General features: G+C 43.6%; 23 protein-coding genes and 1 other RNA gene. 9 read left to right on the forward strand and 15 right to left on the reverse strand.

What is annotated here, in order from left to right; translation table 11 throughout:
* The first annotated feature begins 39 nt into the window (after positions 1 to 39).
* A complete protein-coding gene (locus AC5JPY_RS03720) occupies positions 40 to 1467 on the forward strand; it encodes an FAD-binding oxidoreductase (protein WP_443526130.1) in 1428 nt (475 codons plus the stop codon).
* Between the two features lie 97 nt (positions 1468 to 1564).
* Here AC5JPY_RS03720 and ruvB read toward each other — a convergent pair whose 3' ends face one another.
* The 5 genes from ruvB to AC5JPY_RS03745 all read right to left on the reverse strand — a co-directional run bounded on the left by ruvB (position 1565) and on the right by AC5JPY_RS03745 (position 6749).
* Positions 1565 to 2545: a Holliday junction branch migration DNA helicase RuvB gene (gene ruvB / locus AC5JPY_RS03725; protein ID WP_319050670.1), complete on the reverse strand. Its 981-nt coding sequence runs from the start codon at positions 2543 to 2545 to the stop codon at positions 1565 to 1567.
* Between the two features lie 170 nt (positions 2546 to 2715).
* Entirely contained in the window at positions 2716 to 3336 is a 621-nt protein-coding gene (gene ruvA / locus AC5JPY_RS03730) for a Holliday junction branch migration protein RuvA (RefSeq protein WP_319050617.1), read from the reverse strand.
* An 81-nt stretch (positions 3337 to 3417) separates the two neighbouring features.
* Entirely contained in the window at positions 3418 to 4455 is a 1038-nt protein-coding gene (gene fba / locus AC5JPY_RS03735) for a class II fructose-bisphosphate aldolase (protein WP_443526129.1), read from the reverse strand.
* Positions 4456 to 4893: 438 nt separating this feature from the next.
* Positions 4894 to 5280, reverse strand: coding sequence for a hypothetical protein (locus tag AC5JPY_RS03740; protein WP_443526127.1), 387 nt, complete (start codon positions 5278 to 5280; stop codon positions 4894 to 4896).
* Positions 5281 to 5534: 254 nt separating this feature from the next.
* The gene (locus AC5JPY_RS03745; protein ID WP_443526125.1) at positions 5535 to 6749 is read right to left on the reverse strand and encodes a phosphoglycerate kinase; all 1215 of its coding nucleotides are present in this window, start codon (positions 6747 to 6749) and stop codon (positions 5535 to 5537) included.
* Positions 6750 to 6870: 121 nt separating this feature from the next.
* Here AC5JPY_RS03745 and AC5JPY_RS03750 point away from each other — a divergent pair, with 121 nt between their 5' ends.
* Positions 6871 to 7020, forward strand: a complete 150-nt coding sequence (locus AC5JPY_RS03750; RefSeq protein WP_443526123.1) for a hypothetical protein — start codon at positions 6871 to 6873, stop codon at positions 7018 to 7020.
* A gap of 167 nt (positions 7021 to 7187) precedes the next feature.
* The gene (locus AC5JPY_RS03755; protein ID WP_443526121.1) at positions 7188 to 7517 is read left to right on the forward strand and encodes a TraR/DksA family transcriptional regulator; all 330 of its coding nucleotides are present in this window, start codon (positions 7188 to 7190) and stop codon (positions 7515 to 7517) included.
* Between the two features lie 72 nt (positions 7518 to 7589).
* Here the strand turns inward: AC5JPY_RS03755 and AC5JPY_RS03760 are convergent, their stop codons facing one another.
* Positions 7590 to 8249 carry a thiamine phosphate synthase gene (locus AC5JPY_RS03760; RefSeq protein WP_493852143.1) on the reverse strand — a complete coding sequence of 220 codons (660 nt, stop codon included), beginning with the start codon at positions 8247 to 8249 and terminating at the stop codon, positions 7590 to 7592.
* Between the two features lie 93 nt (positions 8250 to 8342).
* Positions 8343 to 9425: a serine hydrolase gene (locus AC5JPY_RS03765; RefSeq protein WP_319050625.1), complete on the reverse strand. Its 1083-nt coding sequence runs from the start codon at positions 9423 to 9425 to the stop codon at positions 8343 to 8345.
* 437 nt (positions 9426 to 9862) lie between these two features.
* Between AC5JPY_RS03765 and AC5JPY_RS03770 the strand changes: the two genes are divergently transcribed.
* The 3 genes from AC5JPY_RS03770 (at position 9863) to AC5JPY_RS03780 (ending at position 14193) form a co-directional block, all read left to right on the forward strand.
* The gene (locus AC5JPY_RS03770; protein WP_319050626.1) at positions 9863 to 10498 is read left to right on the forward strand and encodes a response regulator; all 636 of its coding nucleotides are present in this window, start codon (positions 9863 to 9865) and stop codon (positions 10496 to 10498) included.
* Positions 10499 to 10533: 35 nt separating this feature from the next.
* Positions 10534 to 12291, forward strand: a complete 1758-nt coding sequence (locus AC5JPY_RS03775) for a sensor histidine kinase (protein WP_443526117.1) — start codon at positions 10534 to 10536, stop codon at positions 12289 to 12291.
* Positions 12292 to 12453: 162 nt separating this feature from the next.
* Positions 12454 to 14193, forward strand: a complete 1740-nt coding sequence (locus tag AC5JPY_RS03780) for a sigma 54-interacting transcriptional regulator (RefSeq protein WP_493852144.1) — start codon at positions 12454 to 12456, stop codon at positions 14191 to 14193.
* A gap of 99 nt (positions 14194 to 14292) precedes the next feature.
* Here the strand turns inward: AC5JPY_RS03780 and AC5JPY_RS03785 are convergent, their stop codons facing one another.
* The gene (locus tag AC5JPY_RS03785; protein ID WP_443526114.1) at positions 14293 to 15786 is read right to left on the reverse strand and encodes a S41 family peptidase; all 1494 of its coding nucleotides are present in this window, start codon (positions 15784 to 15786) and stop codon (positions 14293 to 14295) included.
* 231 nt (positions 15787 to 16017) lie between these two features.
* Positions 16018 to 17676 carry a 2,3-bisphosphoglycerate-independent phosphoglycerate mutase gene (gene gpmI / locus AC5JPY_RS03790; RefSeq protein ID WP_443526113.1) on the reverse strand — a complete coding sequence of 553 codons (1659 nt, stop codon included), beginning with the start codon at positions 17674 to 17676 and terminating at the stop codon, positions 16018 to 16020.
* Positions 17677 to 17922: 246 nt separating this feature from the next.
* Between gpmI and ssrS the strand changes: the two genes are divergently transcribed.
* A non-coding RNA gene (gene ssrS, locus AC5JPY_RS03795) (6S RNA) lies at positions 17923 to 18118 on the forward strand.
* Positions 18119 to 18236: 118 nt separating this feature from the next.
* Here ssrS and AC5JPY_RS03800 read toward each other — a convergent pair.
* Positions 18237 to 18860, reverse strand: coding sequence for an FxsA family protein (locus AC5JPY_RS03800; RefSeq protein WP_443526112.1), 624 nt, complete (start codon positions 18858 to 18860; stop codon positions 18237 to 18239).
* Positions 18861 to 19013: 153 nt separating this feature from the next.
* On the opposite strand from AC5JPY_RS03800, the gene ruvC reads away from it, so the two are divergent.
* Positions 19014 to 19598 carry a crossover junction endodeoxyribonuclease RuvC gene (gene ruvC, locus AC5JPY_RS03805; protein ID WP_443526110.1) on the forward strand — a complete coding sequence of 195 codons (585 nt, stop codon included), beginning with the start codon at positions 19014 to 19016 and terminating at the stop codon, positions 19596 to 19598.
* 236 nt (positions 19599 to 19834) lie between these two features.
* Here the strand turns inward: ruvC and AC5JPY_RS03810 are convergent, their stop codons facing one another.
* The 5 genes from AC5JPY_RS03810 to AC5JPY_RS03830 form a co-directional block, all read right to left on the reverse strand.
* Positions 19835 to 20785: an META domain-containing protein gene (locus AC5JPY_RS03810; protein WP_443526109.1), complete on the reverse strand. Its 951-nt coding sequence runs from the start codon at positions 20783 to 20785 to the stop codon at positions 19835 to 19837.
* 324 nt (positions 20786 to 21109) lie between these two features.
* The gene (locus AC5JPY_RS03815) at positions 21110 to 21760 is read right to left on the reverse strand and encodes a glutathione S-transferase family protein (RefSeq protein ID WP_319050634.1); all 651 of its coding nucleotides are present in this window, start codon (positions 21758 to 21760) and stop codon (positions 21110 to 21112) included.
* Positions 21761 to 21981: 221 nt separating this feature from the next.
* A complete protein-coding gene (locus AC5JPY_RS03820) occupies positions 21982 to 22620 on the reverse strand; it encodes a peroxiredoxin (RefSeq protein WP_443526107.1) in 639 nt (212 codons plus the stop codon).
* A gap of 211 nt (positions 22621 to 22831) precedes the next feature.
* Entirely contained in the window at positions 22832 to 23584 is a 753-nt protein-coding gene (locus tag AC5JPY_RS03825) for a phospholipase D family protein (protein WP_443526106.1), read from the reverse strand.
* 164 nt (positions 23585 to 23748) lie between these two features.
* Positions 23749 to 25488 (reverse strand): glutamine--tRNA ligase/YqeY domain fusion protein, encoded by a 1740-nt coding sequence (locus AC5JPY_RS03830; protein WP_443526105.1) that lies wholly within the window; start codon positions 25486 to 25488, stop codon positions 23749 to 23751.
* A 315-nt stretch (positions 25489 to 25803) separates the two neighbouring features.
* Here AC5JPY_RS03830 and AC5JPY_RS03835 point away from each other — a divergent pair, with 315 nt between their 5' ends.
* Positions 25804 to 26319 (forward strand): peptidylprolyl isomerase, encoded by a 516-nt coding sequence (locus tag AC5JPY_RS03835; protein WP_179798385.1) that lies wholly within the window; start codon positions 25804 to 25806, stop codon positions 26317 to 26319.
* Positions 26320 to 26422: the final 103 nt, after the last annotated feature.

The following is a 26422-nucleotide window of genomic DNA, read 5'->3' on the forward strand; positions in this document are numbered from 1 at the left end:
ATTTAAGGCTGAATAATCGCATTATTTATAGGATCCATCATGTCATCAGTAGCATTGTCACAGACTCACAACACTCTCAAACCAGACCATAGCTTGGCTATTGCAGCACTGCAGGAACGCTTTGGCAAACAATTGAGTGTGAACTCAACAGTGCGCGAGCAGCATGGCCATACGATGACGTGGCTGGCCAATCAGCCGCCAGATGCCGTACTAACGGTGCAAGATAAGCAAGAAGTCGCAGCAGCGGTCGAGATTTGTCATCAGTATGAGATGCCCGTGATCGCTTTTGGTATTGGCTCATCGTTAGAGGGTCAGCTGAATGCACCCTATGGCGGTTTATGCATCGATATGCATGCCATGGATGCTATCTTGCAGGTTCATAATGAAGATTTGACTGTGACGGTGCAACCTGGCGTGACGCGTGAGCAGTTAAATCACTACTTACGTGATACAGGGCTGTTTTTTCCGATAGATCCCGGTGCGAATGCCAGTCTTGGTGGTATGGTCGCCACTCGCGCCTCAGGTACCAATGCAGTGCGTTATGGCACTATGAAAGATGTGGTACTCGCGCTTGAAGTAGTAACGGCGAGCGGAGATATCGTACGCACAGGTACGCGAGCTAAAAAATCTGCTGCAGGCTATGACCTGACGCGATTAATGATTGGATCGGAGGGAACACTAGGGATTGTCACCGAGATCACGCTCAAACTGTTTGGTATCAGCGAATGTATCGGTAGCGGTATTTGTCACTTCTCAACCATCGAAGATGCCTGTCAGGCAGTGATGCTGACTATCCAGATGTGCTTACCTATCGCGCGTATTGAGCTACTAGACGCGATGCAAATCAAAGCATGTAATCAATATGACAATCTCAATCTTACTGAGACGCCGACACTATTTGTCGAGTTTCATGGCACAGAAGCAGGCGTTGCTGAACAGGCTCAACTATTCAGTGATATTATCGCAGAATTTGGCGGCCGTGATTTTTCTTGGGATACGAATGAAGCTGAGCGCAAACGTCTCTGGCAAGCAAGACATAATGCATATCATGCCAGCTCTGCGCTACGACCTGAGGCCAGTGCGTTATCCACTGACGCTTGCGTGCCTATTTCACGACTTGCAGAATGCGTGAGTGCCACCGCAAAAGATATTGAAGACGCTGGTATGATTGGACCTATTGTCGGTCATGTTGGTGATGGCAACTTTCATGTCTTGTTGTTAGTCGATGCGGGCAATCCTGATGAAGTCGCCACCGCTGAGGGTATTATCGGGCGCCTAGCCACACGGGCTATTGAGATGGATGGCACTTGTACAGGGGAGCATGGTATTGGACAAGGCAAACAAAAATACATGCAGCAAGAGCATGGCAGCGGCCTAATGCTGATGCAAGCTATCAAGTCAGCGCTCGATCCTAAAAACATTTTAAACCCAGGAAAAATATGGCCTGAAGCTCTGCCCATTTTTTAAAATTATTAAAAAAATCATAGCCTATACTGAAGTCAAAGCGACAGCCGAAAAAAGCGCCTACTTTCAATCAAAAGTAGGCGCTTTTCTATTTCTATGCTTATAACATTTGATCAATCGCCATCTGTGTCAGCACCCGTCCACGAGCGGTACGCAGCACATACCCTTGTTGAATGAGATAAGGCTCAATCACGTCCTCAAGCGTACCACGATCTTCAGCCATCGCCGCTGCGACTGCTTCGACCCCAGCAGGACCGCCATCAAAACGCTCATGCAAAATCTCGATATATCGTCTGTCTAGATGATCAAGACCGCGTCTATCTACTGCCAACATATCTAGCGCACTACCTGCAATCGCGCCATTGATGCTGCCATCACCTTTTACCTCAGCATAATCACGCACTCGGCGTAGCAAACGATTGGCAATCCGCGGCGTACCACGAGCACGGCGAGCAATCTCAATCGCCCCATCTTCACTCATCGGCACACGCATGAGGCGCGCTGCTCGACTGACAATCGTTGTAAGATCAGCAATATTATAAAACTCAAGACGCTGCACAATACCAAAACGATCACGTAATGGTGAGGTCAACAGCCCAGCTCTCGTCGTTGCTGCCACCAATGTGAATGGCGGTAAATCAAGCTTAATAGAACGCGCCGCAGGCCCCTCACCAATCATAATATCCAGCTGGAAATCTTCCATTGCTGGATATAGTATCTCCTCGATGACCGAGCTCAATCTATGAATCTCATCGATGAACAGTACATCGCCTTCCTCTAGATTGGTCAGCATGGCTGCCAGATCGCCTGGGCGCTCGAGCACAGGTCCTGAGGTAGAGCGTAGATTGCCCCCCATCTCACGGGCAATGATGTTGGCGAGGGTCGTCTTGCCCAATCCTGGTGGCCCAAATATAAGGGTGTGGTCCAACGCTTCATTGCGGCCACGAGCAGCACCGATAAACACTTCCATCTGTTCACGTACCACTGGCTGACCAATATACTCAGCCAATAGTGCTGGTCGGATGTTGGCATCGGGTGCATCACTGGCACCTTCTAATGGATTAATTAGGCGATCTTGCATCATAGAATTTATCGTTATATTAAAAATATTAGGTAATAAATAGCATAACCAAACGCTGCGCATAAGTCATGCAAAACATCATTAAACAGGTACCAAAACGAAAATAAGCGACATTCAATGTCGCTTATTTATTTACTGCATAATGATACTATATTGATAGCTGTTATAACTCAAAAGCCAGACAGTTGCTGTAGTGTGGCTTTTAGCAAACCTTGAGTATCAGAGAAACCGTCCCCTTTACTCTTGGCTGCTTTTATCGCGAGCTGCGCTTCTTTTTCTTTGTACCCTAGACTGATCAGCGCACCCTCTACCTCAGCGATAATACTGCCTTCATGAGAAACCGTCGTTTCTTGAGGCGTCAACTCAAACGCACCATTATCAACTTCGATAGTTTTTAGCTTATCTTTTAGCTCAATTAATAAGCGCTGAGCTGTTTTTTTGCCGATACCTGGTATACGAGTCAAGGCCGTCTCCGACTCTTGCTCGACATGCATTTTAAGTTCAGCTGCTGACATTGCAGAGAGCATTGCCAATGCCATTTTTGCCCCAACGCCATTGATCTTGATCAGTTGACGAAAAACATCACGTTCTTTGCGGTCAATAAAACCATAAAGCAGTTGCGCATCTTCACGGACATGAAAGTGCGTCCAAATACTTGCCTGCTCATTGAGTTGTAGTTGACAAAACGACGGCAATGGCAGCTCGATATCATAACCCACACCAGAGGTTGTCATGATACAAGCCGTCGGCGCCATCAAGTACTGCACCTGTCCAGTAATCAATCCAATCATTATTTACGACCTCTTGTATGAGCGATTATAAAAATCAGCTGCCATTCATTGTATAAACGTACCTTTTACCAGTATAGTCTACTACTGGTAAAAACCAACCATACCTTCAAGGCTAGTTGGACGGATCTTGTGCGCTTGACCTGCTGAACCAAACGCTTCAAAACGATTGGTACAGATGTCTGACATCGCGACCATAGACGCTTTGAAATATTTACGTGGATCAAATTCACTTGGATTTTTCGCAAGGAACTCACGGATAGCGCCGGTTGATGCCAGACGTAAATCAGTATCGATATTGACTTTACGTACACCATGTTTGATCGCTTCTACGATCTGCTCAACAGGCACACCATAAGTTTCGCCGATATCACCGCCGTTTTCGTTGATGACTTTTAGCCATTCTTGTGGCACTGATGAAGAACCATGCATGACAAGGTGAGTATTAGGAATACGCGCATGAATCTCTTTTACACGCTCAATAGACAAAATATCGCCTGTCGGTGGACGCGTGAATTTGTAAGCACCATGGCTGGTACCGATAGCAATCGCTAACGCATCGACATTGGTGTCTTTTACAAACTGCTCAGCTTCGTCAGCACTAGTCAATAGCTGTTCGTGATCTAATACACCTTCAGCACCAGAACCATCTTCTTCACCAGCCATACCAGTCTCTAGACTACCTAGGCAACCAATCTCGCCCTCTACAGAGACACCACAAGCATGTGCCATTTTGACAACTTCGCGAGTAACGCTAGCATTATAATCGTAATCCATTGGCGTTTTGCCATCTTCACCAAGCGAGCCATCCATCATGACTGATGAGAAGCCAAGCTGAATTGAGCGTTGGCAGATAGCTGGTGACATACCGTGGTCTTGATGCATTACCACCGGGATATGTGGCCACTCTTCGATAGCAGCAATGATCAAATGACGCAAAAATGCCGACCCTGCATAGTTACGTGCGCCTGCACTGGCTTGAACGATGACAGGTGAATCACAAGCATCCGCAGCCATCATGATTGCACGCATCTGCTCTAAGTTATTAACGTTAAAAGCAGGAACACCATAGCTGTGTTCAGCGGCATGATCTAGAAGTTGACGTAAGGATATTAGGGCCATAAGACGCTCTCTGATTGGATTTTGAATAGTATGTTAGAAATGACGACCACTCTACTGCCTATAAGACGACATGCAGAATGATAAAACCCTAAATAATTTTGGGCGTGGTCATCACGCGGTGATTATAGCAAAAATTGTCCTGTCTTCGTAGCGGTTACCTGACTATTTGTCAGTCTGATTAGTGCATCTGCGCCAACCACTTCTATCATACTTGTTCTGAGTCATATAGGCTTGGTGGCATAGATTGAGTGACATATACCAAATCAAATATGTTAAGTCACGCTATCCATTATCCTAATAGCGCACAACGCAAAAAGCCTTGGCAATCACCAAGGCTTTTCTAGTATTTCGAGGCTTATAAAGCAATGACTAATTAAAAGGATGATCTATCAGTTACTGATAATATCCAAACAGTCATCAAAGTACTTGTTACTTTGCTTAGTACTGCTGTTCTGCATCAACTGCAACATCGTTAGCACCGTCAGCAACAGCGTTAGCGCCATCAGCAACAGCTTCAGCAGTGTTTTCGACCGCTGTGTTAGTACCTTCAGCGATAGCATCACCAGTGTTTTCTAGAGCGTCTGTTGCAGCAGCACCCGCAGTTTCAGCGCCTTCAGCAACTTCATCACCAGCGTTTTGTGCAGCAGCTTCGGCTTCGGCAGCAGCAGCGTCTGTTTCAGCTTCAGCAGCTTCAGCATTCATTGCAGCATCATCACCAGCTGACTCAACAGCAGCTTCAGTATTTTCTTCAGTTTGTTGGCTACATGCAGTAACTGCGAAAGTACCAGCAAGTACGCTAGCAAGTAACAAATGACGTTTTAACATAATAAACCTCTCGTAAATAATGCATGTCAAGATACATGGTCGCGCTATTTTATAGAGTGCGAATGAGACATGCAATAATAATTTTCAGTATATAAACAAATAATTACCGCTTGATAATGAATGACTATCGTTCTCACTTATGTAAATAAAAATAAGAAAAACAACAGTCAAAATATTATTTTCACAGACTACCTTAGATACCTACTATTAGTTGTACGTCTAATGTTACTAAACTGCTGAGTAACGTTAACTTTTTAGGCATCAGTTTGCAGCGCTGCAACTGCCGGGAGCACTTTCCCTTCGACGAACTCTAAAAACGCACCGCCACCTGTCGACATATAACTCACACCATCAGCAACTTGGTACTTGTCAATAGCCGCCAATGTATCACCGCCACCAGCTATAGAGAAACCGTCGCTGTCTCTTACGGCAGTTGCCAGTATTTGTGTGCCTTGACCAAAAGCATCGACTTCAAAAACACCTACCGGACCATTCCACAAGATTGTCTTTGCATTAATAATGGCATCAGCAAGCTGCTCTGCACTTTGTGGTGCGATATCCAATATCATGTCATTGTCGCCGATTGCATCAACAGACTTGATGGTTGCTGCAGCTTTCTGTAGAGAGCCTGTAAAATCAGCAAAATCGATATCGCCTTTATCGGCAACAACGACATGCTCCGGTAGCAAGATCTCAGTTTTGGTCATAATGTCACGCGCAGTATCGAGCAAATCTGCCTCGTACAGTGAGGCGCCAACACTGTGTCCTTGAGCGGCCAAGAAAGTATTGGCAATACCGCCACCAACGATAATTTGCGAACACACTTCAGCTAGGCTATGTAGTACTTCTAGTTTAGTAGACACTTTTGATCCACCAACAATAGCAAGCATCGGTTGTGCTGGCGTTTCAAGCGCTTGACTTAAGGCGTCTAATTCAGCTGCCAGCAAAGGTCCTGCGCAAACGCTTTTACCTGCTTGACGCATCGCTTGGGTAACCCCTTCTGTTGATGCCTGTGCACGGTGCGCGGTACCAAAGGCATCCATGACAAAAACATCGCACAAATCAGCATACTTCTTGGCTAAAGTCGTATCGTTTTTCTTTTCACCATCGTTAAAGCGTACGTTTTCTAGTAGTACAACTTCGCCAGGTTTTGCTGCGGTACCTTGCATTAGGTAGTCACTATTAAGGCGTACTGGCGTCGATATTTTCGAGCCCAGTTTGTCTGTCAAATAATCAGCAACTGGTGCCAATGAGTAGATGGTCTCAGGATTGCCTTCTGTTGGACGTCCTAGATGTGAGCATACAATCACAGCAGCGCCCTTCTCTAACGCCATCTCGATAGTGGGTAAACTTGCTTGTAAGCGGGCATCACTTGTAACCTTACCGTCTTTGATAGGGACGTTTAAATCCTCTCGGATCAGTACTACTTTGTCCGTTAAGTTCAGCTCACTCATACGCAAAAAATTCATTGCCTGCTCCTATATATCAACATATTTGTTAATTTACGACTGCTATCATTATTAATAAGACCAATAGTCTTTCTAACTATGAGCCATTATATGTACTCAACGATTTGGATTATCGCTTTGCATGCTTATTATTTATGTCTTTATCGCTAAACGCTCAGGCTGTTTACCCATTTATTTTATTGGACTGGATAAGCAGATAGAAATCAGCGGCGATATATTCTACCAGTTTTCTATCATAGGCTCGCAAGCAACGCTACAAAAACCTGCGTAATGTTGATATAGCGAGCTATTATTTTTAGACGTCTATTTCAACGAATCGATTGCATCTACTAGCGTTGAGCCGATTCAATAAACAGTAACATTTCGTGGTGGTACTCAGCAGTCAGGGTCTTTATGATAGGAGCGTTGACAATAACAATAACCTTTTAGGAGAGCATTATGAGTATTGATTTAGACAATGCAAAACAAAACTTATTAAAGTTAAAAGATGAATACGAGTCTCGCATCGACAAAATTGAAGATCATATCCAAAACCCACAAGATGATCTCAATGAGCACTGGGAGGATCAAGCCATCTCATATCGTCAGAACGATATGCGCAAGAATCTAATGGGCGAAGCACGCCAAAGTCTCATTTACGTTGAAAATGCATTGAGTCGTATCGAAAACGGTACTTATGGCGAATGTGAAGTGTGCGGAGAGCAAATCGAAGAGCAACGATTAGAAGCACTGCCCTACGCTACTTTATGTATGGAACATGCCGAATAGTTACTCAGCTCTTTATATCTATTTTTTAAAGCATTTTATCAAGTAGGTGTTTTCCTTCTAAGCAGGTATTTTCTACTTAGAAAGTGCCTGCTGCCATTCATAACAACGCTCGGCAACCTTATCTACTGGTAACCCCATGATATCGTCCACTACTGCCACAAGAGCAATAGGTATATCTGCCAGTTCTGAGATGTTTTCTGCAGTCAATCCACCTATGACACATATCGGTATGCCCTGCTGACATCCTTCAATTAGCTGCTGACGTGAGACAATGTTCGCGTTTGGTTTAGTGGTAGAGGCAAACACCGCACCCATTGCCGCATAGCTTGCTCCGTTCTTTTTCGCTTCTTTGATGAGTTCTATATCACCGTGGCAGGTACGTCCAATGATTTGGGATGGTGCTAGAACTTGCAAGGCATCACTAATCTTTCCATCTGTTTGACCCAGATGCACACCGACGCCAAGCTTTACTGCCAGTTCAATGTCATCATTAATGACGACTGGGACCTCATATATGTTAGCCAACTCGACAATTTGCTTTGCTTCCTTATAGAGCATCGCATCACCATTTGGTAAGCTGGCAATTTGCTTGCGGCGAATCTGTAATAGCCCAATCAAATTTGTCGATAGCGCTGCCTCTAGCTTTTGGTACAACAGACCAAACTTATCATCATTGGTCAGCAAGTAGAGCTTCGGTGGCATAATAGATTGAGATGATGGTGATTGACTCATAGTAAACATCCTTGATTTATTATTCTTAAACACAACACAATAAAAAGGCCGTTATGTAAAATAACAGCCCTTTATGTATTCAAAATAAACGCTTTATACCGTACGGCGTGTTGCTAAGCTATTTAGGATGTTCTTGGCATCTCCCCAACGTGTCGCTGAGCTGTTTGCACCTAAGATAACGATAATCGCTGGACGATTATTAACACGTGTTTCCATTACAACGCAGCGCCCAGCTTCATTGATGAAGCCTGTTTTTGAAATACCGATTGGATAATCACCTGCACGAACTAAACTGCTGGTATTGTTGGCACTATAAGTACGGTTACCGCTTGAGTAGTTCGAGACAAAGAAGTCATAGCTCTTGGTTGTAGAAAAACGACGAATGACATCGTAATTGCCAGCCGCACGTACCATTTTTACCAAATCATTTGAGGAAGCAACATTACGTTTATCAAGTCCAGTTGGATCCCCAAAAAATGCCGTGCTCATACCCAAATCTTGTGCTTTTCGGTTCATTGCACGCATAAAAGAATTGTAGCCACCTGGATAATTACGCGCTAGGCTTTTTGCCGCTGGGTTCTCAGATTTCATCAAAGACATCAACAGTAGCTCTGCACGGTTCATGCGGTCACCTGATTTTAGACGTGAGCTTGCACGCTTGGGACCAACAAAATCCTCTGGATCAAGTGTGATCTCTTCGCGCATATCGAGACCAGCATCCAGCACTACCATAGCTGTCATTACTTTTGTAATACTGGCCATAGGGCGCGCAATATCTGCATCTTTTTCGTAGATAGATTCGCCAGTTTCGGCATCAATTACCGCAACACTGCGCGAGTCAGTACTGATTGGGATCATGTTGCTGCTACCAAATGCACCGCGGTAAGTTGTATTGTAACGAGCGCCATTGGTGTTGCTACTGCTCGCAAAGCTATTGGTGTTCGTGATATTGGTCGTACCATAACCATTATCGACTTTTTTGATGGCTGAGCTGTTAGACTTATACATAATGTTGCGTGCTTCAGATAGGCTATCAGCACCGCCCCAACTCATACGGGCACTAGAGGTCGTCTCAGTGCTACCATTAATTGTAAGTGCGGCTTGTGCAACACTGCCCAAACTCAATGAAATCATAGCAGCGATCAATTGCTGTTTGGTTAATGGTAGTTGCTTCATTATGCCTCCTGCTGTCGCTATCACGCCAGTTACATACTGTCTGACGCCAAAAACGTACGTAGCGTTTGTAGATGTGTTTGTAAGTACTCACATAGAGCTTTTGTATTTTTAGTGTATCATGGTTTACATTTAAGTTTAATCTATCAAACTGATTTAGTGGTTTTTTTTGACTCCATTCAAACTTTGACACAACCAGTTTATATTGTGGAAACATTGATTCACAATATAGAAATATAACTTAACTTAGAATGCTATGATTCTTGATACCTTTCTATATTAACTGATAACTTTCAAACGGACTAAGTACTGACATTTACGTGGTGCATTATCAATGTTTTTTATATTCGGAAACAAAATATACCTCACAACAGTTTCGTTTTTCCTACGATCTCATTCTTATAAAAAATTCATTCTGACAAACAACAAAGAGTATGGTTATGATTAAAGTATTGGTGGTGGATGATCATGATTTGGTGCGGATGGGTATTAGTCGCATGTTATCAGACAGCCCCGATATCGAAGTAGTGGGTGAAGCAGACAGCGGAGATATGGCGATAAAACAGGCCAAGCAGCTACGTCCTGATGTGGTATTGCTAGATGTCAATATGCCAAATATCGGCGGGCTTGAGGCCACCAAACGCCTTATTCAGCTCGATATGGGTATTAAGATTTTGGCAGTGAGTAGCATGTCAGCCCAGCCTTATCCTTCAATGTTGATAAAAGCTGGCGTAAATGGCTATATCACAAAAGGCACTCCGCTTGACGAGATGATACGCGCTGTCAAAAAAATCTATCAAGGAGGTCGTTATTTCAGTCAAGATGTTGCTGAGCAATTGGCCGATGTTTTGTTGTCTGATAATGCTACTTCACCTTTTGAGTTATTAAGTGATAGAGAAAAACAAGTCGCCATGATGGTCGTCAATTGCCAAAGCCCTCAGCAAATTGCTGATCAATTATTTGTCAGTGTCAAAACCATCAACACTTATCGCTACCGTATCTACGAGAAAGTCGGGGTTGATAGTGATGTGAAATTGACCCACCTTGCCATTCGCCATGGTTTGATTCAACCCTAAGCTACTCAGCACCTCTTTTTTGTAATGGTCAATTTATGAAACCTGCTACCAGACTTGTCTCTGCCATCACACGCTACATCCATCAAGATGATACGATTCCTCTGCCGCAATTGCGTAGGTTGGGCATCATTTATAGCAGTTATCGTTTTATCGTCAGCATATTTTCTATGCTGATGCTATATATCGCTGCTCGAGCTGATAACAACGACTCTCTCCCCAGCTTCTTGCAGCAAACCGCATTGAGTTTTTATGTGATGCTGAGTTTGATTTTGCTGGGCCTGTTTTATGTGGTGAACAAACAGATGCGCCGGCAGCTCGCATTTGGTCTGGTGCTCGACGTTATTATATTGAGTCTATTGCTCTATACCGCAGGGGAGCCTGATTTACAGCTGACCATGCTATACATGGTCGTCGTTGCCGCCAGTTTCATGCTACTCCACGGCTCTCAAGCCCTAGTCATTACCCTACTGGCTATTATTTTTGTCATTTACCAACAGTTTTTCTATGCCATTGCCAATAGTATGAGCTTAGCTAACTTGGGTGATGCGTTACTGATGTCAGCCAGCTTTTTGGCAGTGGGCGGTTTGAGTTGGTCCATCTCTCAGCGTTTGGTGCAACTTGAAAAAGTAGCTGCAACCCATGCCAAAGAAGTCGAACGACTTAATGTGATCAATCAAGAAGTCATCACGCAAATGGTCAACGGGGTTATCGTCATCGACAGACAGCATATTGTCCTTGCAAACCTTGCAGCTCACCAATTGCTCAGTATTGCACAGAGCCCTTCAATACAAGCACATAAAACCTTGATGGCTACAGGAGATGACCGTAGCCATGCCGTTTTGTCCAACTTTGAACAGCAACTGAGCAGACAACATACTCAGCTAATCAAAGCCTGCTTATCAGTGGCTACAGGACAATCGCGTACGTTTACTTATGATGTGCCTGAGGTAGCCAATGCTTCGATATTTGGTAAGCTGCGTGTACAAATCATTCCACTAAAAGATGACAGTAAATTAATTATTTTAGAAGACTTACGCCGTGAACAAGCCAGCGCACAGCAATTGAAACTGGCATCATTGGGTCAGCTGACAGCCAGTATCGCACATGAGATCAGAAATCCTCTCGCTGCTATCTCACAAGCCAGCCAGCTCTTAATGGAAGATTTTACTGAGTTTGAGACAGATGAAAGTCTATTGGCCAGTGCACCAAATGTGGATATGGCGGGCAATCATGAGCTCTATAAAATGATATTTTCACAAACGAAACGGGTGAACCGTATCATCGAAGATATTTTAAAACTGTCGCGCCAACAAGCCGCTTCTCAGCAATCAATTGTATTGGCTGAATGGATGCCCGCATTTTTAGAAAACTACTTCAAAGGACACGACATTTTTCTACGGGTAAAAACCCAACCTACTATCCAATTTGATCCTCATCAATTAGAGCAAATATTGATAAACTTGATCAATAATGGCTTACGTTATAGTAGCTATAGCCACCCTCATGCTTATGTGGAAATTGAAATTTACTACGCCGACAACGATGTTATAATCGATGTATTAGATGACGGTAATGGTGTAAGCAATGAAGATCTAAAACATTTGTTTAACCCATTTTTTACAACAGACAAAACAGGGACTGGTCTAGGATTGTATTTGTCACAAGCTTTTTGTGAGGCCAATCAGGCACGCTTGCTATATATTGCTGAACACGAAAAAACATGCTTTCGTTTAATTATACCCGCTATTGACTCTGATCATAATTTTCAAGCTGTTGAAGAAAACCTCTATTAGCATCGCTTTAGATCAAAACCTTGTCTATTTGTAATTCTTGAGTAGTCAATATTGATCATTATAGAAGCCAGGTATGATTGACATACTCTTTTACAAAAAGCGCTACCCTATCTGGCCCTAGCTATTAATATTTTGTAGCCATTAAACACAATGAGATAATGTATGACAACAAAAGCGCTGGTCGTTGATGATGAAGTGGATCTATGCCGATTAATGCAAATCACTTTAACCAAGATGGGCATCAAAAGTGATGTTGCTTATACGTTGGCGCAAGCAAGATCCTACTGGCAGGACAATGATTATGATTTTTGTCTGACTGATTTAAAGCTTCCTGACGGCTCAGGATTAGAGTTGGTAAAAGAAGTTAGCAATAGCTCCAACACTCCCATTGCGGTGATTACCGCTCATGGCAGTATGGATCTAGCGATTGAAGCATTGAAAATCGGTGCTTTTGATTTTGTGAATAAGCCACTTGAGCTGCCACGTCTACGTCAGTTGGTCGAAAATGCCCTGAAAGTTATTCATCAAGATAATGAAGCACAAACCACACCTGAGTGCTCGCCTGAACAAAAACTATTAGACACTAGGCTGATTGGCAACTCTGCTGTGATGCATCCTCTCAAAAATACTATTTTAAAGTTGGCACGGTCACAGGCGCCCGTATTTTTGTCTGGTGCGTCAGGTACAGGTAAAGAGGTTGTCGCTAGACTGATTCATGACTTAAGCCCACGACGTGATGGTAGCTTTGTACCAGTGAACTGCGGCGCTATTCCTTCTGAGCTAATGGAATCAGAGTTTTTTGGTCACAAAAAAGGAAGCTTTACAGGAGCAGTTGCCGATAAACAAGGTCTGTTTCAGCAAGCAAATGGTGGCACGTTATTCTTAGATGAGGTGGCAGACTTACCATTGGCCATGCAAGTGAAACTACTGCGGGCTATTCAAGAGAAAACGGTCAGAGCCATTGGTGATACCAAAGAAGTCCCTGTTGATATCCGTATATTGTCCGCCACTCACAAAGATTTGAGTCAGTTGGTGACAGATGGCGCGTTTCGACAAGATTTATACTATCGTATCAATGTGATCGAACTCAAGCTACCAACGCTCAATGCTCGCCGTGATGATATCCCTGTTTTGGCAGAACATTTTTTGGCACTAATCTCTGAAGAATGGCAACTAGATACCCCGCCATCACTGACACGTGATGCTTGCGCGCGTCTGCAACGTCACGATTTTGCTGGTAACGTTCGTGAGCTTCGCAACTTACTTGAGCGTGCAGTGACCTTGGCTGAGACCTCAGAGATTGACACCTATCACTTGGGTCTTCCTGAGCTTGAGCAAAACCTTGAAGACACACAATCTCACGGCGAAAACACCAACCAGAACGACAATCAAAGCGCTTACCAACATGTAGATGTTCAAAGCAAGTCGCAACCAACTGCTCAATCGATATCCCAAGTAGCAGAAAACCATGAGCGGACCTCGCAGTCTAGCGTTGAGGTAACCGCTATACAGACCAAGCCAGAAACAACGAATCTACATCCTTATCGTACTAATATTCAGCATTATTCGTCGGTGATACAATCAACACCTAACCAAGTAGCACCATCAGCCACTCAAACGGATACGGATGAGCAAACGGATATTAATAAGACAGCATCGCTCACGCATACTACCCAGCTAGACAATAGCAGTAACACAAGCGCTCAAGAACCCCTTGATGGGCAGTTGCCACCTCAGGGCTTAGAGCATTACCTACAAGAGCAAGAAAGACAGTTGATTATCACAGCACTTAAGCAGACTGGTTGGAATAAAACCCAAGCAGCAGAACTGTTAGGAACCACTTTTCGCTCATTGCGGTATCGCATGAAAAAACTAGAAATAGCAGAAGACCAGTCTGATTAGTTTATCTAAGTATTAAAGTTGCTTTATTGAAAATGACACGTTGTATTACGATATGTTGTTAGGTAACAGCTAAATTTTTAGTTACTAGTCAACGAAAGGCTACTGTATCGTAGCCTTTCGAACAAAACGAATGCCAGAATCAAGTGCACGGGCTTTTAACAAGCTTAGTGCCTGCTGCTCCCAAGTACTCTCATTACCTGATAGGGAAACGTCAGGCTCAACTCCAATGCCATCTATTTGCCTGCCTGATGCTGTCATATAGTTAGCTACCGTTAATTTCACTGCTTGCTCATCGTTGAGTGGTATAACAGATTGTACAGACCCTTTACCATAGCTTACTTCACCGACGATAGTCGCCCGTTTTTGCGCCTGTAAGCTACTGGCTAATACCTCAGCTGCGGATGCGGAGTAGCGGTTTTGTAGTACAACCATAGGCAAAGGTTTGAGTAACGCATTCCCTTGTGTCGGTAGTACGCGTGATTGGTCTTGGCGTGCCTGTACTTGTACGACATCAGTATCACTCATAAATAAACTGGCAACGCTCACCGCTGATGTGAGCACCCCACCTGGATTGTCGCGCATATCCAACAATACTCCTGAGATAGGCGCGTTCAAATCAATCAAACCTTCCAACAGCTTTTCACGGCTATTGTTTTGGAAGGCAGGCAGTTTAATAACTGCCATACCGTCGACGAGTTTTGTTTGAATAACTTGGGGGTGGCTATTATTGCGCTGTAACGTTGTGGTGTGCTTGCGGCGACCTGCCTTAGACGTAATGATATCTACTTGTGTACCAGCAATGCCTGTTAGCAGCTGATCAATATCGTTGCTTTTCCTATTCTCATCAAGCTTGAACTCATCAATCTGATGCAGGTAATCACCAACGGCGATTCCTTTTTTGTCAGCAGGCGAGTCATCGATAACGTCTGTCACAACCCAGTATCCTGCATCTGCTTGGTAGGTCACTTTGATACCAATATCGCCGACGTCACCCTCTGTAAAAGCACGTAAGTTTTCGTAGGCTTCAGCATCTAAAAACTCAGCATGGCTATCAAGCTTGGTCAACATACCGCTCATCGCGTTGTTGAATAGCTCCTCATCATTGACCGCATCGATGTACTGACGACGTACCAAGTCTACGACAGCCACAAAGGTTTTTAGCGTCTCAGGAGAAATCGCATTTAACGATACTTGCTGGACTTCTGGTGGAATGCTTGTGTCAATGCTATCGGTATCATCCATTAACGCACTTTCATCTGGGACGCTGTCTATCGAATCATCTGACTCATCAGCAGCTGCTAACATATCAATATCATCTTCAGACGCTACGGTATCTGCATTCAAACTGATCAGTTGTAGACTCGCTGTAGGACTCGGGGTGGATGCATCAGTTGGGTCTGCTGCTTGCGCACTCGTATTGGCAACACACCACCCTAGCAAACCCAGTACTAATAAGCGTTTAGGATCTACAGAATTGAGAGATTTATGTTTGAGGTGACTAGGCTTGAGATTACTATTTGCGATTGATGATCTAAGCGCCTTTTTTCCCAATTGTTTGGACAAAGATGAACGCATAAGAGAAATAGAAGGCATAAGAAACTCATTTAAATAATAGAATGTATGACATTATTGTTATGTATTACCGTATAAGTTAACACCAAAAGCCTCTCTCGGACTAGAGCAGTTTTGCAAATCATGGGACAAAATACGTCACAAAAAAAGGGAGAGATAATAAATACCTTTCCCTTTTCTAGTTTATATCATTAATCTAATTAACTATTTTCTACAAGTTATCCAATGTACGGATAACTTGAGGCAACCGACTTACGATGCTGAAACCAATAGACTCTCACCAGTCATCTCAGCAGGTGCATCGACATTCATCAATGCCAAAATAGTCGGTGCCACATCACTAAGCTTACCGCCATGGCGTACTTGCAGCTTTTGTGTGCCTACGTAGATCAGTGGTACATGCTCTGTCGTATGCTGAGTATGCACTTGACCACTCTCGTAGTCTTGCATTTGCTCACAGTTGCCATGATCGGCAGTGATAAGCATGTCGCCACCAGCCGCACGCACTGCTGACTCAATACGTCCAACACACACATCTAATGCCTCTACTGCTTTTACCGCAGCATCGAAGATACCAGTGTGCCCAACCATGTCACCATTGGCATAATTCACGACTAGCACATCGTATTTGCCAGATTCAATCGCTTCTACCAGCTTATCAGTGACTTCAGGCGCACTCATCTCAGGCTTTAGATCATAAGTCGCGACATCGGGAGACGGTACTAAAATACGGGTCTCACCGTCGTACTCTTCTTCGCGACCACCGCTAAAGAAAAACGTGACGTGTGCGTACTTCTCAGTTTCTGCAATACGTAGCTGCGTCTTCTCTTGATCCTGTAAGTACTCTCCCAATGTATTGGCCAAAGATGTTGGATAATAGGCAATACTAGTTTTTGTATTATTGGCCAAAATATCTGAGTACTTCGTTAGCATCACAAATGCCGAAAGCTTCGGTTGTTTTTGACGAGCAAATCCAGAAAACTCGTGATCTGGCAGAACAAACGCTTGTGCAAGTTCGCGAGCGCGGTCAGCACGGAAATTCATAAAGATTAGTGCATCATTGTCTTCGACCGTATAAGGCACTTCGTCACGTCCAATCACCGTCGTGGGGCTAATGAACTCATCAGTCTCGCGCGCTTTATAGGCGGCTTGGACAGCACCATCTGCTCTGGTCGATAGGCGCTCAGCTTTACCTTCTGTGATCAGCTCATAGGCTTTTTGTACGCGATCCCAGCGATTGTCGCGGTCCATTGCGTAGTAGCGACCGATAATGCTAGCAATCTGTACATGTCCACCTTCATAGTGGGCGTTGAGCTTGTTGATATAGTCACGCAAGCGATTGATATACTTGTCAGCAGACTTAGGCGGCGTATCACGGCCATCTAAAAAGCAATGAATAAAGACATTTTTGGCGCCGTGAACCAGTGCCGAATGGCACATGCCTTCGATATGATCCTGATGAGAGTGAACACCGCCATCAGAAAGCAGGCCCATAATATGGACATTGCCACCGCGCTCGTTGGCGGCTTTGACTGCATTAACGAGCGCTTCGTTTTTGTAAAACTCACGATTGGCAAGTTCATTTGAGATACGTGTTGAATCCTGATAAAGCACACGACCAGCACCCAGATTCATATGGCCAACCTCTGAGTTACCAAATTGCCCATCTGGTAAGCCTACGTCTTCTCCTGAAGCGGAGATGAGTCCATGAGGATACTGTTGGTATATTTTGTCTAGATTTGGCATATTGGCCGCAGCAATGGCATTGTCTTTATCGTCTTCGCGATGACCAAAGCCGTCTAATATCATTAAAACATGCGGCGTTTTTTTATTCGGTGCGCCATCTTGCTTACTATTAAGCTGCGCCTGATTGTCATCAATAGATTCTGATGCTTGCTGGGTATTGGTCATATATTACCGCTCCTCGAGTGAATGAACGCCTATCATGCTGTGTTAAGGTATTGAAAGCTCTCTATATTAACACAAATCTTAAAATAGCTGAAAAACTGACAATTTTTTACTAATAAATGAATGGTTTTGTATCGTTTTTATACCATCATATTTGTAAGCAAACCCATACCAGTCATGTAACCAACGATACTGAGTATCAATCTGTAACTCACACTTGCAATCACTCATTTCATTAGTTAAGATGAATCTATTCTGAAGTGTTGGCTAGTAGATGTTTATTCCCTGAGCCGATAATGCTTTACCAGGATGTGGTACCTATTGTCTCATTGTGTATGCCTGCACCGCTTGCGGTGTATCAGGAAACCTGCAGAGATGATGACGCATCCGCCCTGAACTTCACGGTTCATGGGTCACCATCTTACAGCGGCACTTCGGTTGTTTCATTCGGTCTGTAAACGCATCCTTTATATTATATTAGGTGTTTTTACTGCCACTAAAAAGCCCCTTTCGCCATTAGCGAAAGGGGCTTTTTTTATGTTGGATGAATGACTGGATAGCCGTTACTCATCATTAGCAGATTTAGTGATTTTTTTCACATCTTTAGGAACATTCTTGGCAGTGCCATCAACCGTTGTATGTTGTTTGAACACATCACCAAATGGGTTTTGCTGTTGCTGACCAAATGGATTTTGATTGTTCATACCACCTGCTCCACCGAATGGGTTTTGACCACCCATGCCGCCAAATGGGTTTTGTCCGCCGCCCATTTGACCACCCATCTGCTTTGCCATCATTTCCATCATTTTTTGCTGATTATTCATGACATAGTTGTTAGCCACGTCTTTAAGCTTCTTTTGTACAGGTGGTAGTACAACCAGTAGCGCAAGCAAATCGCTTAATACGCCTGGAATCAGCAATAAGATACCCGCTGCTGCCATAGCAATACTTTTGATCATCGTAGACTCTGGCGGACGCATTGCAGGGTTCATCATGCCACCCGCTTTCATTTGCTGGGCCATTGGGTTTAGAGAAGCCATACCTTTACGCACAAGAGAAATACCGATAACCGCTGCAACAATAAACCACATGAACACCCACCAGCCGCTCATAAATTGAGCAAGCAAATACCACAGTAGCATCTCGATAATAAACCAAACGATGGCTATACCAACTATCTGACCCATAAAGTGTCGTCCTATAAAATAAAAACCAATAAATTGAGTGCCATGTAAATTAAAATGGCTAACATATGATGTATATGGGGATTGGTTGCTATACTATCAAACTTACGGCTCATTTTTAAGCCATAAAACAAAATGTAAGCAAGACGGAATACTATGGCAATTATTATTGGGATTGATCCAGGGTCACGTATGACCGGTTATGGGATAGTCCAGCAAACGGGTGATAAACTCACCTATATCGATGCAGGTACGATTCGCACAGATACTAAGGAGATGCCTGAGCGTCTCAAACGTATTTTTAATGGATTGACTCGTATCACACAGCATCATTTGAAATATGCAGACGAACCCATTTACACCGCTATCGAACAGGTATTTATGGCAGAAAACCCAGATTCTGCGCTCAAACTGGGACAAGCACGAGGTGCCGCGATTGCAGCGATGGTCGCACTGGATCTAGAAGTATCAGAATATACTGCTCGGCAGATCAAACAATCGGTATGTGGCTATGGCGCGGCGGCAAAAGAGCAAGTGCAAGAGATGGTCTGCCGAATACTGAAGTTAGAGGTGGTACCACAACAAGATGCTGCTGACGGTCTTGCCTGCGCTATTTGTCATGCGCATTCAAGTCACTCTATGAATAAAATACTATCAAACAGCTCCATGAGAGGCCGTGGCGGCTCTAAGAAAAAAGGGCGCTGGCGTCTAACCGAAGAAGACTTGGGTAACTTACGTTAGAACAAATAAGCGCTGTTAAGATAAGTGCTGTTAAAGTCATTAAACACTGACACAAATAGATACTCAAGCATAAAATAGGCAATAAAAACACGCGTCCAATGGTGCGTGTTTTTATTGCCTATTTTCATCCTAACTTTCGATATCTAATAGCTATCGACATCTCATAGCTGTCGACGTTTAAAATGCCTATTTGTTTTGAAATGTTCAGATGGGTTAATGGATTACATTGTATTGAGTTATTCTGCAACTGAGCTTTCGATAACAGCGTCTAACACATAAGCATAGGCGTCATCATTCGTGTCACTCTCTAGTGGCTCATCGTTCATTAGTAGCTCACTGGTACCTAGCTGATAACGCTGTAAGCGTAGTACCTCCTCATGCGTGCCATCGTGATGGTAGCCATCAATCTCTCCAGAAAATACTCTCCACTTTCCTTCGTGAGTTTTTATGCCTTGGTTATCGTAGGTGACCGGCTTGATTTGTAAACACTGTTTATCATTATTCATTTCACAGTCTACTTTTTTAGCATTTACTGCCCAAAACACTGCCTCACCCTTGCTGTTGTATTTCGCTTGAGGGGTGAGTCTACCGCTCCAGACCAAGGTGGCATTATCACTGGTAAACTGTGTCAACACTGGGCTATCGCTCTGAGTCACCTTTAACTCACTGTTACCTAGCATCAGTGTATTCAAAGTATTTTCGGCGCTATCGAGTTCGCTACAAGACATTTTGGTGCTCATACCTTCATCTATAGTCAGCGTATGTCCTTGTAGTTGGTAGGCGGCGCTAATTGTATTGCAACCAACACTATAACTGAGCGTGTTCTGTCCTTGATGCTCATTGAACACTAGGGTAACTTGGCTATTAATATTCGCAAACTCGGTCACAGATTGATGGTTCGCATCAGTGACACTATCAAGTGTCCAACGATGACGAGATAAGGTGTCAATCAGCTGCGCTTCAGCATTAGACATAGTTGATCTGACTGGGTCTGATGTAGGGCTCACATTGGACGTCAGGTTTTCGCTCGCTACCGAATCTAATGCGTCGTTGACTTCAGTGCTATCTGATGCACTCTCTTCGCTAGTTGTTGTTTCTTTTTGACAAGCACTTAGCATCAAACTTATTGCCAACACACTAGGCAATAAAAATATTATCGTTGTTGGTTTTTTTGCTCTACCTACCATATTTCATACCTCGTAGTAAGCGTGTATCACTTTTTTCTATGTCTGGTTTTCATACTGGCTTTTATTAAATGATCATGTGGAATGAGATTATTATAATCAATTTAGATTGACCACTATAGACTGAGGGATATTGCCTTATGTAATGAAATGTTGATTTTTATTATTATTTAAATCTATTGTTGTTTGATGCCATAAGTATTACGAAAAAAAGGACAGCCAATAAATATCAGCTATCCTTGATATTACTTAAAATGCATTTGTTTCTCAGGTTAAATTTGGTTCTCAGGCTAATAGATCTTTGAATACCTAAATTTTAACGTTGGTTCATGCAGACTTGTTTTTGGCTATATTTTTAATACTAAAACGCTCATTCATCTTTTGATAAAAGCGTGCTAGGTTTTCACCTTGCTCATTAGGATTAATCTTAAGCACTTTACCAAAGTCTAGGCTTAGATAAAGCACGATATCTGCAAAGCTCAGTTGCTCACCTACTAGATACTCACGACCCTCCAAAATTGTCTCAAAATACCCCATTGCCTTGATAGCTCGAGCAATCGATGGCGCGACGAACTCTGGCACCTGTTCAACACGCTGTGCTTTGGACGGGTGACTGTGCTGGAATGCTAGCATCAAATTGTACATCACCTCGAACTCAGCAACACGGCGCATAGAGCACACTTGGGCACGCTGCACCACGTCATTACCCATGACCGAACGCTCTCCATAAACGCGATCTAAATACTCGCAAACTGCCTGTGAGTCATTGAGCACGGTACCGTCATCTAGTGTTAAGACGGGTACGGTCTGCATTGGGTTCATTTGAGTAAAGGCTTCTGACATCTGCTCGTTTGCAGCAAAGTCAATATCAATCACATCAATGTCATCCATATCATCGACATCGATGCCTTTTGAAGCCAATAAAATAAGTGCTTTGCGCGGATTGGGTGCGGTACGAGTAACGTATAGTTTTTTCATAGTAAATTCCTTGTAATAATGATTGAACAACAGCTTAGCGTTAATACGCTTTATTATGATCGTGGTAGTACTGAGTACCAATCTATTGATGCTTTATACCACAGTTATAGCCTACTCTGACCCTCATGGCAAAGGCTTATTGCTCATGAGTCAAAATATAAAAAGCCCCACGACATTGAGTCATGAGGCTCTATTTAATCATATCTATGCAACCAAGCTAATTATTTGTTTGGTGCAGGTGTCGTACGCAAGTACGGCTTGATTTCTTTATGACCTTTTGGATAGTTGGCAGCAATATCTTCGTTCTTGACGCTTGGTGGAATGATCACGTCATCACCCTCTTTCCAATCTACTGGCGTGGCGATATTGTATTCGTCAGACAATTGCAATGCATCAATAACGCGGATGATTTCATCAAAGTTACGACCACAGCTCGCAGGATATGTCAGTGTTAGGCGCACCTTCTTGTTCGGATCGATGATAAACACACTACGTACTGTGTGCGTACTGTCTGCATTAGGATGCATCATGTCATATAATTCAGCGACTTCCTTATTAGGGTCAGCGATGATTGGGAAGTTCATATCTGTCCCTTGCGTCTCACCGATATCACTTGCCCAAGACTTATGATCTTCTAGACTATCGACAGAAATACAAATCGGCTTCACATTGCGCTTTTGAAACTCGCCGTTCAATGCGGCTGCACGCCCAAGCTCAGTGGTACATACTGGCGTAAAATCTGCTGGATGCGAGAAAAAAACGACCCAGTTGTCACCTGCCCACTCATGAAAATTAATATCACCCTCTGTGGTTGCCGCGTCAAAATTGGGTGCGGTATCACCTAAACGTAAATGTGCCATGCTGTATTCCTTAGCTATGTTGATGAACGCTGTTATCGACACGTCGGTCTCGCGCTCTATTATTATCTTCGATGTGCTGAGTAGTAAAAACCAAGCACATCCCTAAAAACTGACTTTATAGTAACAAACTGGTTATGAATGTCTTGTGACGGATTGTAATGCGGTTATTCCATTTACCACTTAGCAAACAAGTAACTATTCTCACAGCTTCTTATACAACCATGCCTGCATCCCACAAGCAAAACTCACCAAACTTGCCCTTTTTACTAGTGCCACCAGCAGCACGTCCAGCATCAGTCAATACAAGCTCACCCTCTTGAGATTGTAGGTAACCTGCTGCAAGCAATTTTTCATTAAGCTCCTGTGTCTTAACGCCCAATTCTTTGGCAAGCTTGGCAGTGGTCAATTTAGAATAATTAGGTGTGGCATCTGTCGTTGGCGCAGTCGACGTTACTGGCGTCTGAGATGCTGTACTTGCTGTTTTGGTATTAGGTTCAGGCTGACTTTGGGTTTCACTTACCTTTTCAAGAGACATTCTAACCTCATCACTGATACGAATGATGCGCTGCGCTTCTTCGTAAGTATCGGCATAAAGTTTGGCATCGTCATTACGATAAATCAGCACGCCCATTTCATTATTATTGACCTGGCTAAATTCATAAAGATTTAAACTGGTAATAATGCATTCGTTTTCATTCAGGTAGCATTTGGCATGCAAGTTTTTGCAAAAGCTAGTACGAATAAACGTTAAGTTTTTTAGCCAATTTATTTCCTCTGGATGTAAATCATTCTTGCCATAAACAATGCGAATGTCGATCTTGAGACGGTTGCGGTCTTCTAATAATTCTTTGATACGTTCATTAAGCTTCAAATATGGGCTAATAATAATCAACCGATCAGAAGCGTTTTTAATCAGTTCTTCTAGATGATAGGTCGTCCCACTGCTGTTCAAAAATTTTGCCATGCTCATTTCCTCAAATATTACTGTCAAAAACTTTATAATTGTCCAAAAAAAGCCCATCCCTAGCGTACTAGAAATGGGCTTGCTTGCAAACTACTATTGTTCAGTATTATCTCAACACATCAGCTTCCGTGGTAATGCCTTTTATAGATTTAGTCAGTATCAGATTAAGCGGGCTTATAGCTGTCGCGTAAGCTAACGATTTGGTTAAATACTGGCTTATCAGTACTGTGATCTTCGCTATCAGAGATAAAATACCCTTCGCGCTCAAACTGGAAACGCGTGCCAGCATCAGCACTGGCTAAAGATGGCTCAACGACAGCATTTAGCTCAGTTAATGAGTTAGCATTCAATGCCTGATGAACGTCAGCGACGCTACTTGGATCCTCAACGCTAAATAGCTGCTCATACATACGTACGATTGCTGGTACGCCTTGACTGGCAGATACCCAGTGAATCACCCCTTTAACCTTGCGACCCTCAGGGTTGTTGCCAAGAGTGGCAGGATCAATCGTTGCTTTTAGCTCGACGACATTGCCACTCTCGTCAGTGATATGCTCAGTGACGGCTAACACGTAGGTGTTCCGCAAACGAATCTCTGGCTTTTCTGGAGAGAGACGCTTATAACCTGCTGGTGGTTCAATCTCGTAATCACCTTGATCAATGTATAGCGTCTCGGTAAATGGGATCTCGCGCTCACCCATGTCGACGTTAGGGTGTTTGGGCTGAGTCAACCAAAGCGTCTGCGCCTCATCATCAAAACGCGCGTTCACACTATCGGCTTTTTGTGTCTCCCAGCTGCTGACCGCTTCGCTAAAGTTAGTAATCGTCACTTTTAGTGGCTTTAACACCGCCATACCGCGCGCAGTCATTGTCTCTAATGACTGACGAACGCTAAACTCTAATAGACGAAAGTCAACCACACTATCCGCTTTGGTCACACCCACACGCTCACAAAAATCACGCAAGCCCTCTGGCGTATAACCACGGCGGCGCATACCAGCGACGGTCGGCATACGTGGATCGTCCCAACCGCTCACGATGCCTTCATCAACAAGTTGCTTGAGCTTACGCTTACTGGTCAATGTGTGATCAACGTTTAAGCGACTAAATTCGTACTGGTGCGGCGGCACATCAAAGCCGACTTTTTCGATGACCCAGTCGTAGAACGGACGGTGATCCTCAAACTCAAGGGTACACAACGAATGAGTAATACCTTCAAGCGCATCAGAGAGCGGATGAGCAAAGTCATACATCGGATAGATACACCATTTGTCACCAGTTTGATGATGGGATTGATGCATGACGCGATAAATAACAGGGTCACGCAAGTTCATATTTGGACTTGCCATATCAATCTTGGCGCGCAAAATAGCCTTACCTTCAGCGTATTTACCTTCTTTCATATCATTGAAAAGCGCTAGATTTTCTTCGACGCTGGCATCACGATATGGTGAAGGCGTGCCCGCTTCATTAAATGAGCCACGGTTTTCTTTAATTTGCTCAGGCGACTGTAAATCAACATAGGCGTCGCCTTGCTCAATCAACTGGATTGCCCATGCATGCAGCTGATCAAAATAACTTGATGCGTGGTACGCCTCGCCTGCCCACTCAAAACCGAGCCACTTCACATCATTTTCAATATTATCAATGAAATCTTGTTTTTCTGCGGTTGGGTTGGTGTCATCAAAACGCAGGTTGCATACACCGCCAAACTCTTCGGCCACCCCAAAGTTTAGGCAGATAGATTTGACATGACCTAAGTGTAAGTAGCCATTTGGCTCAGGCGGAAAACGCGTGACAATTTGCTCATACTTTTGCGCATTGACATCGTCACGAATGATATTACGAATAAAATCATTTTTTGGTTCGTCTTTTTGTGCAGTGTTGTTTGAGTGCTCACTCATCGGGTATTGCTCCTAACGCAAATTGTCAGTTCATGGTGCGTGCCATCACGCATCACGAAACGTTTAAACTAAAGTATTAAAATAAAGCGAGAATATAAAAACTTGGATAGTGCAACCGCATTATCACAATTTGTCAAAGCTGATCAAAAATAGGTAAAGTTGCGTTATTCTATCAGGTTTCGCAAACGCATTAACAGCCTGATACATGACACGGGATAAAAAAGCCGTTAGACTACCCGTAACTTTTTAAACACCAACTTTTAACCACCACTTGACAGCGTCATTTAAGGCGCTGCAATCAAAAAGGAATATCCCATGGTAGACATGCCACCAGTAGTAGAACTTGAAACCAATATGGGTGCGATCGTTATCGAACTCAACGAAGAAAAAGCGCCAAAAACCGTAGAAAACTTTTTGAACTATGTAAAATCTGGTCAGTATGACGGTACGATTTTCCATCGCATCATTGATGGTTTCATGATTCAAGGCGGTGGAATGGACGCTGAGATGAATGAAAAACCAACCAATGCGCCTATCGAAAACGAAGCGGACAACGGCCTGAAAAATGACAAAGGTACTATCGCAATGGCGCGTACCCAAGATCCGCATTCAGCAACCAGCCAGTTCTTCATCAACGTAAAAGACAACGACTTCCTAAACCACTCTGGCAAAAACATGCAAGGTTGGGGTTACACCGTATTTGGTAAAGTAACTAGCGGTATGGACGTTATCGAAAAAATGCGCAGCGTCCCAACGGGTCGTTTCGGTATGCATGCTGATGTGCCAAAAGAGCCAGTTGTTATCAATTCAGCAACCATCGTTACTCAGTAATAGCTATTCGATAAAAGCTACTTAATAGCAGCTACTCAATAATAGCTGTGAATGAGCGAGCATTTTGTAGTAGAACTTATTGAGTCATGCTCGCTATACGATA

The organism is Psychrobacter sp. H27, from assembly GCF_059072655.1.

What these genes read in the sequence shown, in the direction of transcription:
- gpmI (WP_443526113.1), bottom strand. Translation starts at nt 17,676, where the DNA reads ATGACCAATACCCAGCAAGCATCAGAATCTATTGATGACAATCAGGCG.
- AC5JPY_RS03770 (WP_319050626.1), top strand. Translation starts at nt 9,863, where the DNA reads ATGATTAAAGTATTGGTGGTGGATGATCATGATTTGGTGCGGATGGGT.
- AC5JPY_RS03800 (WP_443526112.1), bottom strand. Translation starts at nt 18,860, where the DNA reads ATGGGTCAGATAGTTGGTATAGCCATCGTTTGGTTTATTATCGAGATG.
- AC5JPY_RS03810 (WP_443526109.1), bottom strand. Translation starts at nt 20,785, where the DNA reads ATGGTAGGTAGAGCAAAAAAACCAACAACGATAATATTTTTATTGCCT.
- AC5JPY_RS03765 (WP_319050625.1), bottom strand. Translation starts at nt 9,425, where the DNA reads ATGAAGCAACTACCATTAACCAAACAGCAATTGATCGCTGCTATGATT.
- AC5JPY_RS03815 (WP_319050634.1), bottom strand. Translation starts at nt 21,760, where the DNA reads ATGAAAAAACTATACGTTACTCGTACCGCACCCAATCCGCGCAAAGCA.
- ruvA (WP_319050617.1), bottom strand. Translation starts at nt 3,336, where the DNA reads ATGATTGGATTGATTACTGGACAGGTGCAGTACTTGATGGCGCCGACG.
- AC5JPY_RS03745 (WP_443526125.1), bottom strand. Translation starts at nt 6,749, where the DNA reads ATGAATTTTTTGCGTATGAGTGAGCTGAACTTAACGGACAAAGTAGTA.
- AC5JPY_RS03755 (WP_443526121.1), top strand. Translation starts at nt 7,188, where the DNA reads ATGAGTATTGATTTAGACAATGCAAAACAAAACTTATTAAAGTTAAAA.
- AC5JPY_RS03740 (WP_443526127.1), bottom strand. Translation starts at nt 5,280, where the DNA reads ATGTTAAAACGTCATTTGTTACTTGCTAGCGTACTTGCTGGTACTTTC.
- ruvB (WP_319050670.1), bottom strand. Translation starts at nt 2,545, where the DNA reads ATGCAAGATCGCCTAATTAATCCATTAGAAGGTGCCAGTGATGCACCC.
- fba (WP_443526129.1), bottom strand. Translation starts at nt 4,455, where the DNA reads ATGGCCCTAATATCCTTACGTCAACTTCTAGATCATGCCGCTGAACAC.
- AC5JPY_RS03720 (WP_443526130.1), top strand. Translation starts at nt 40, where the DNA reads ATGTCATCAGTAGCATTGTCACAGACTCACAACACTCTCAAACCAGAC.
- AC5JPY_RS03835 (WP_179798385.1), top strand. Translation starts at nt 25,804, where the DNA reads ATGGTAGACATGCCACCAGTAGTAGAACTTGAAACCAATATGGGTGCG.
- AC5JPY_RS03825 (WP_443526106.1), bottom strand. Translation starts at nt 23,584, where the DNA reads ATGGCAAAATTTTTGAACAGCAGTGGGACGACCTATCATCTAGAAGAA.
- ruvC (WP_443526110.1), top strand. Translation starts at nt 19,014, where the DNA reads ATGGCAATTATTATTGGGATTGATCCAGGGTCACGTATGACCGGTTAT.
- AC5JPY_RS03830 (WP_443526105.1), bottom strand. Translation starts at nt 25,488, where the DNA reads ATGAGTGAGCACTCAAACAACACTGCACAAAAAGACGAACCAAAAAAT.
- AC5JPY_RS03820 (WP_443526107.1), bottom strand. Translation starts at nt 22,620, where the DNA reads ATGGCACATTTACGTTTAGGTGATACCGCACCCAATTTTGACGCGGCA.
- AC5JPY_RS03760 (WP_493852143.1), bottom strand. Translation starts at nt 8,249, where the DNA reads ATGAGTCAATCACCATCATCTCAATCTATTATGCCACCGAAGCTCTAC.
- AC5JPY_RS03780 (WP_493852144.1), top strand. Translation starts at nt 12,454, where the DNA reads ATGACAACAAAAGCGCTGGTCGTTGATGATGAAGTGGATCTATGCCGA.
- AC5JPY_RS03750 (WP_443526123.1), top strand. Translation starts at nt 6,871, where the DNA reads ATGCTTATTATTTATGTCTTTATCGCTAAACGCTCAGGCTGTTTACCC.
- AC5JPY_RS03785 (WP_443526114.1), bottom strand. Translation starts at nt 15,786, where the DNA reads ATGCCTTCTATTTCTCTTATGCGTTCATCTTTGTCCAAACAATTGGGA.
- AC5JPY_RS03775 (WP_443526117.1), top strand. Translation starts at nt 10,534, where the DNA reads ATGAAACCTGCTACCAGACTTGTCTCTGCCATCACACGCTACATCCAT.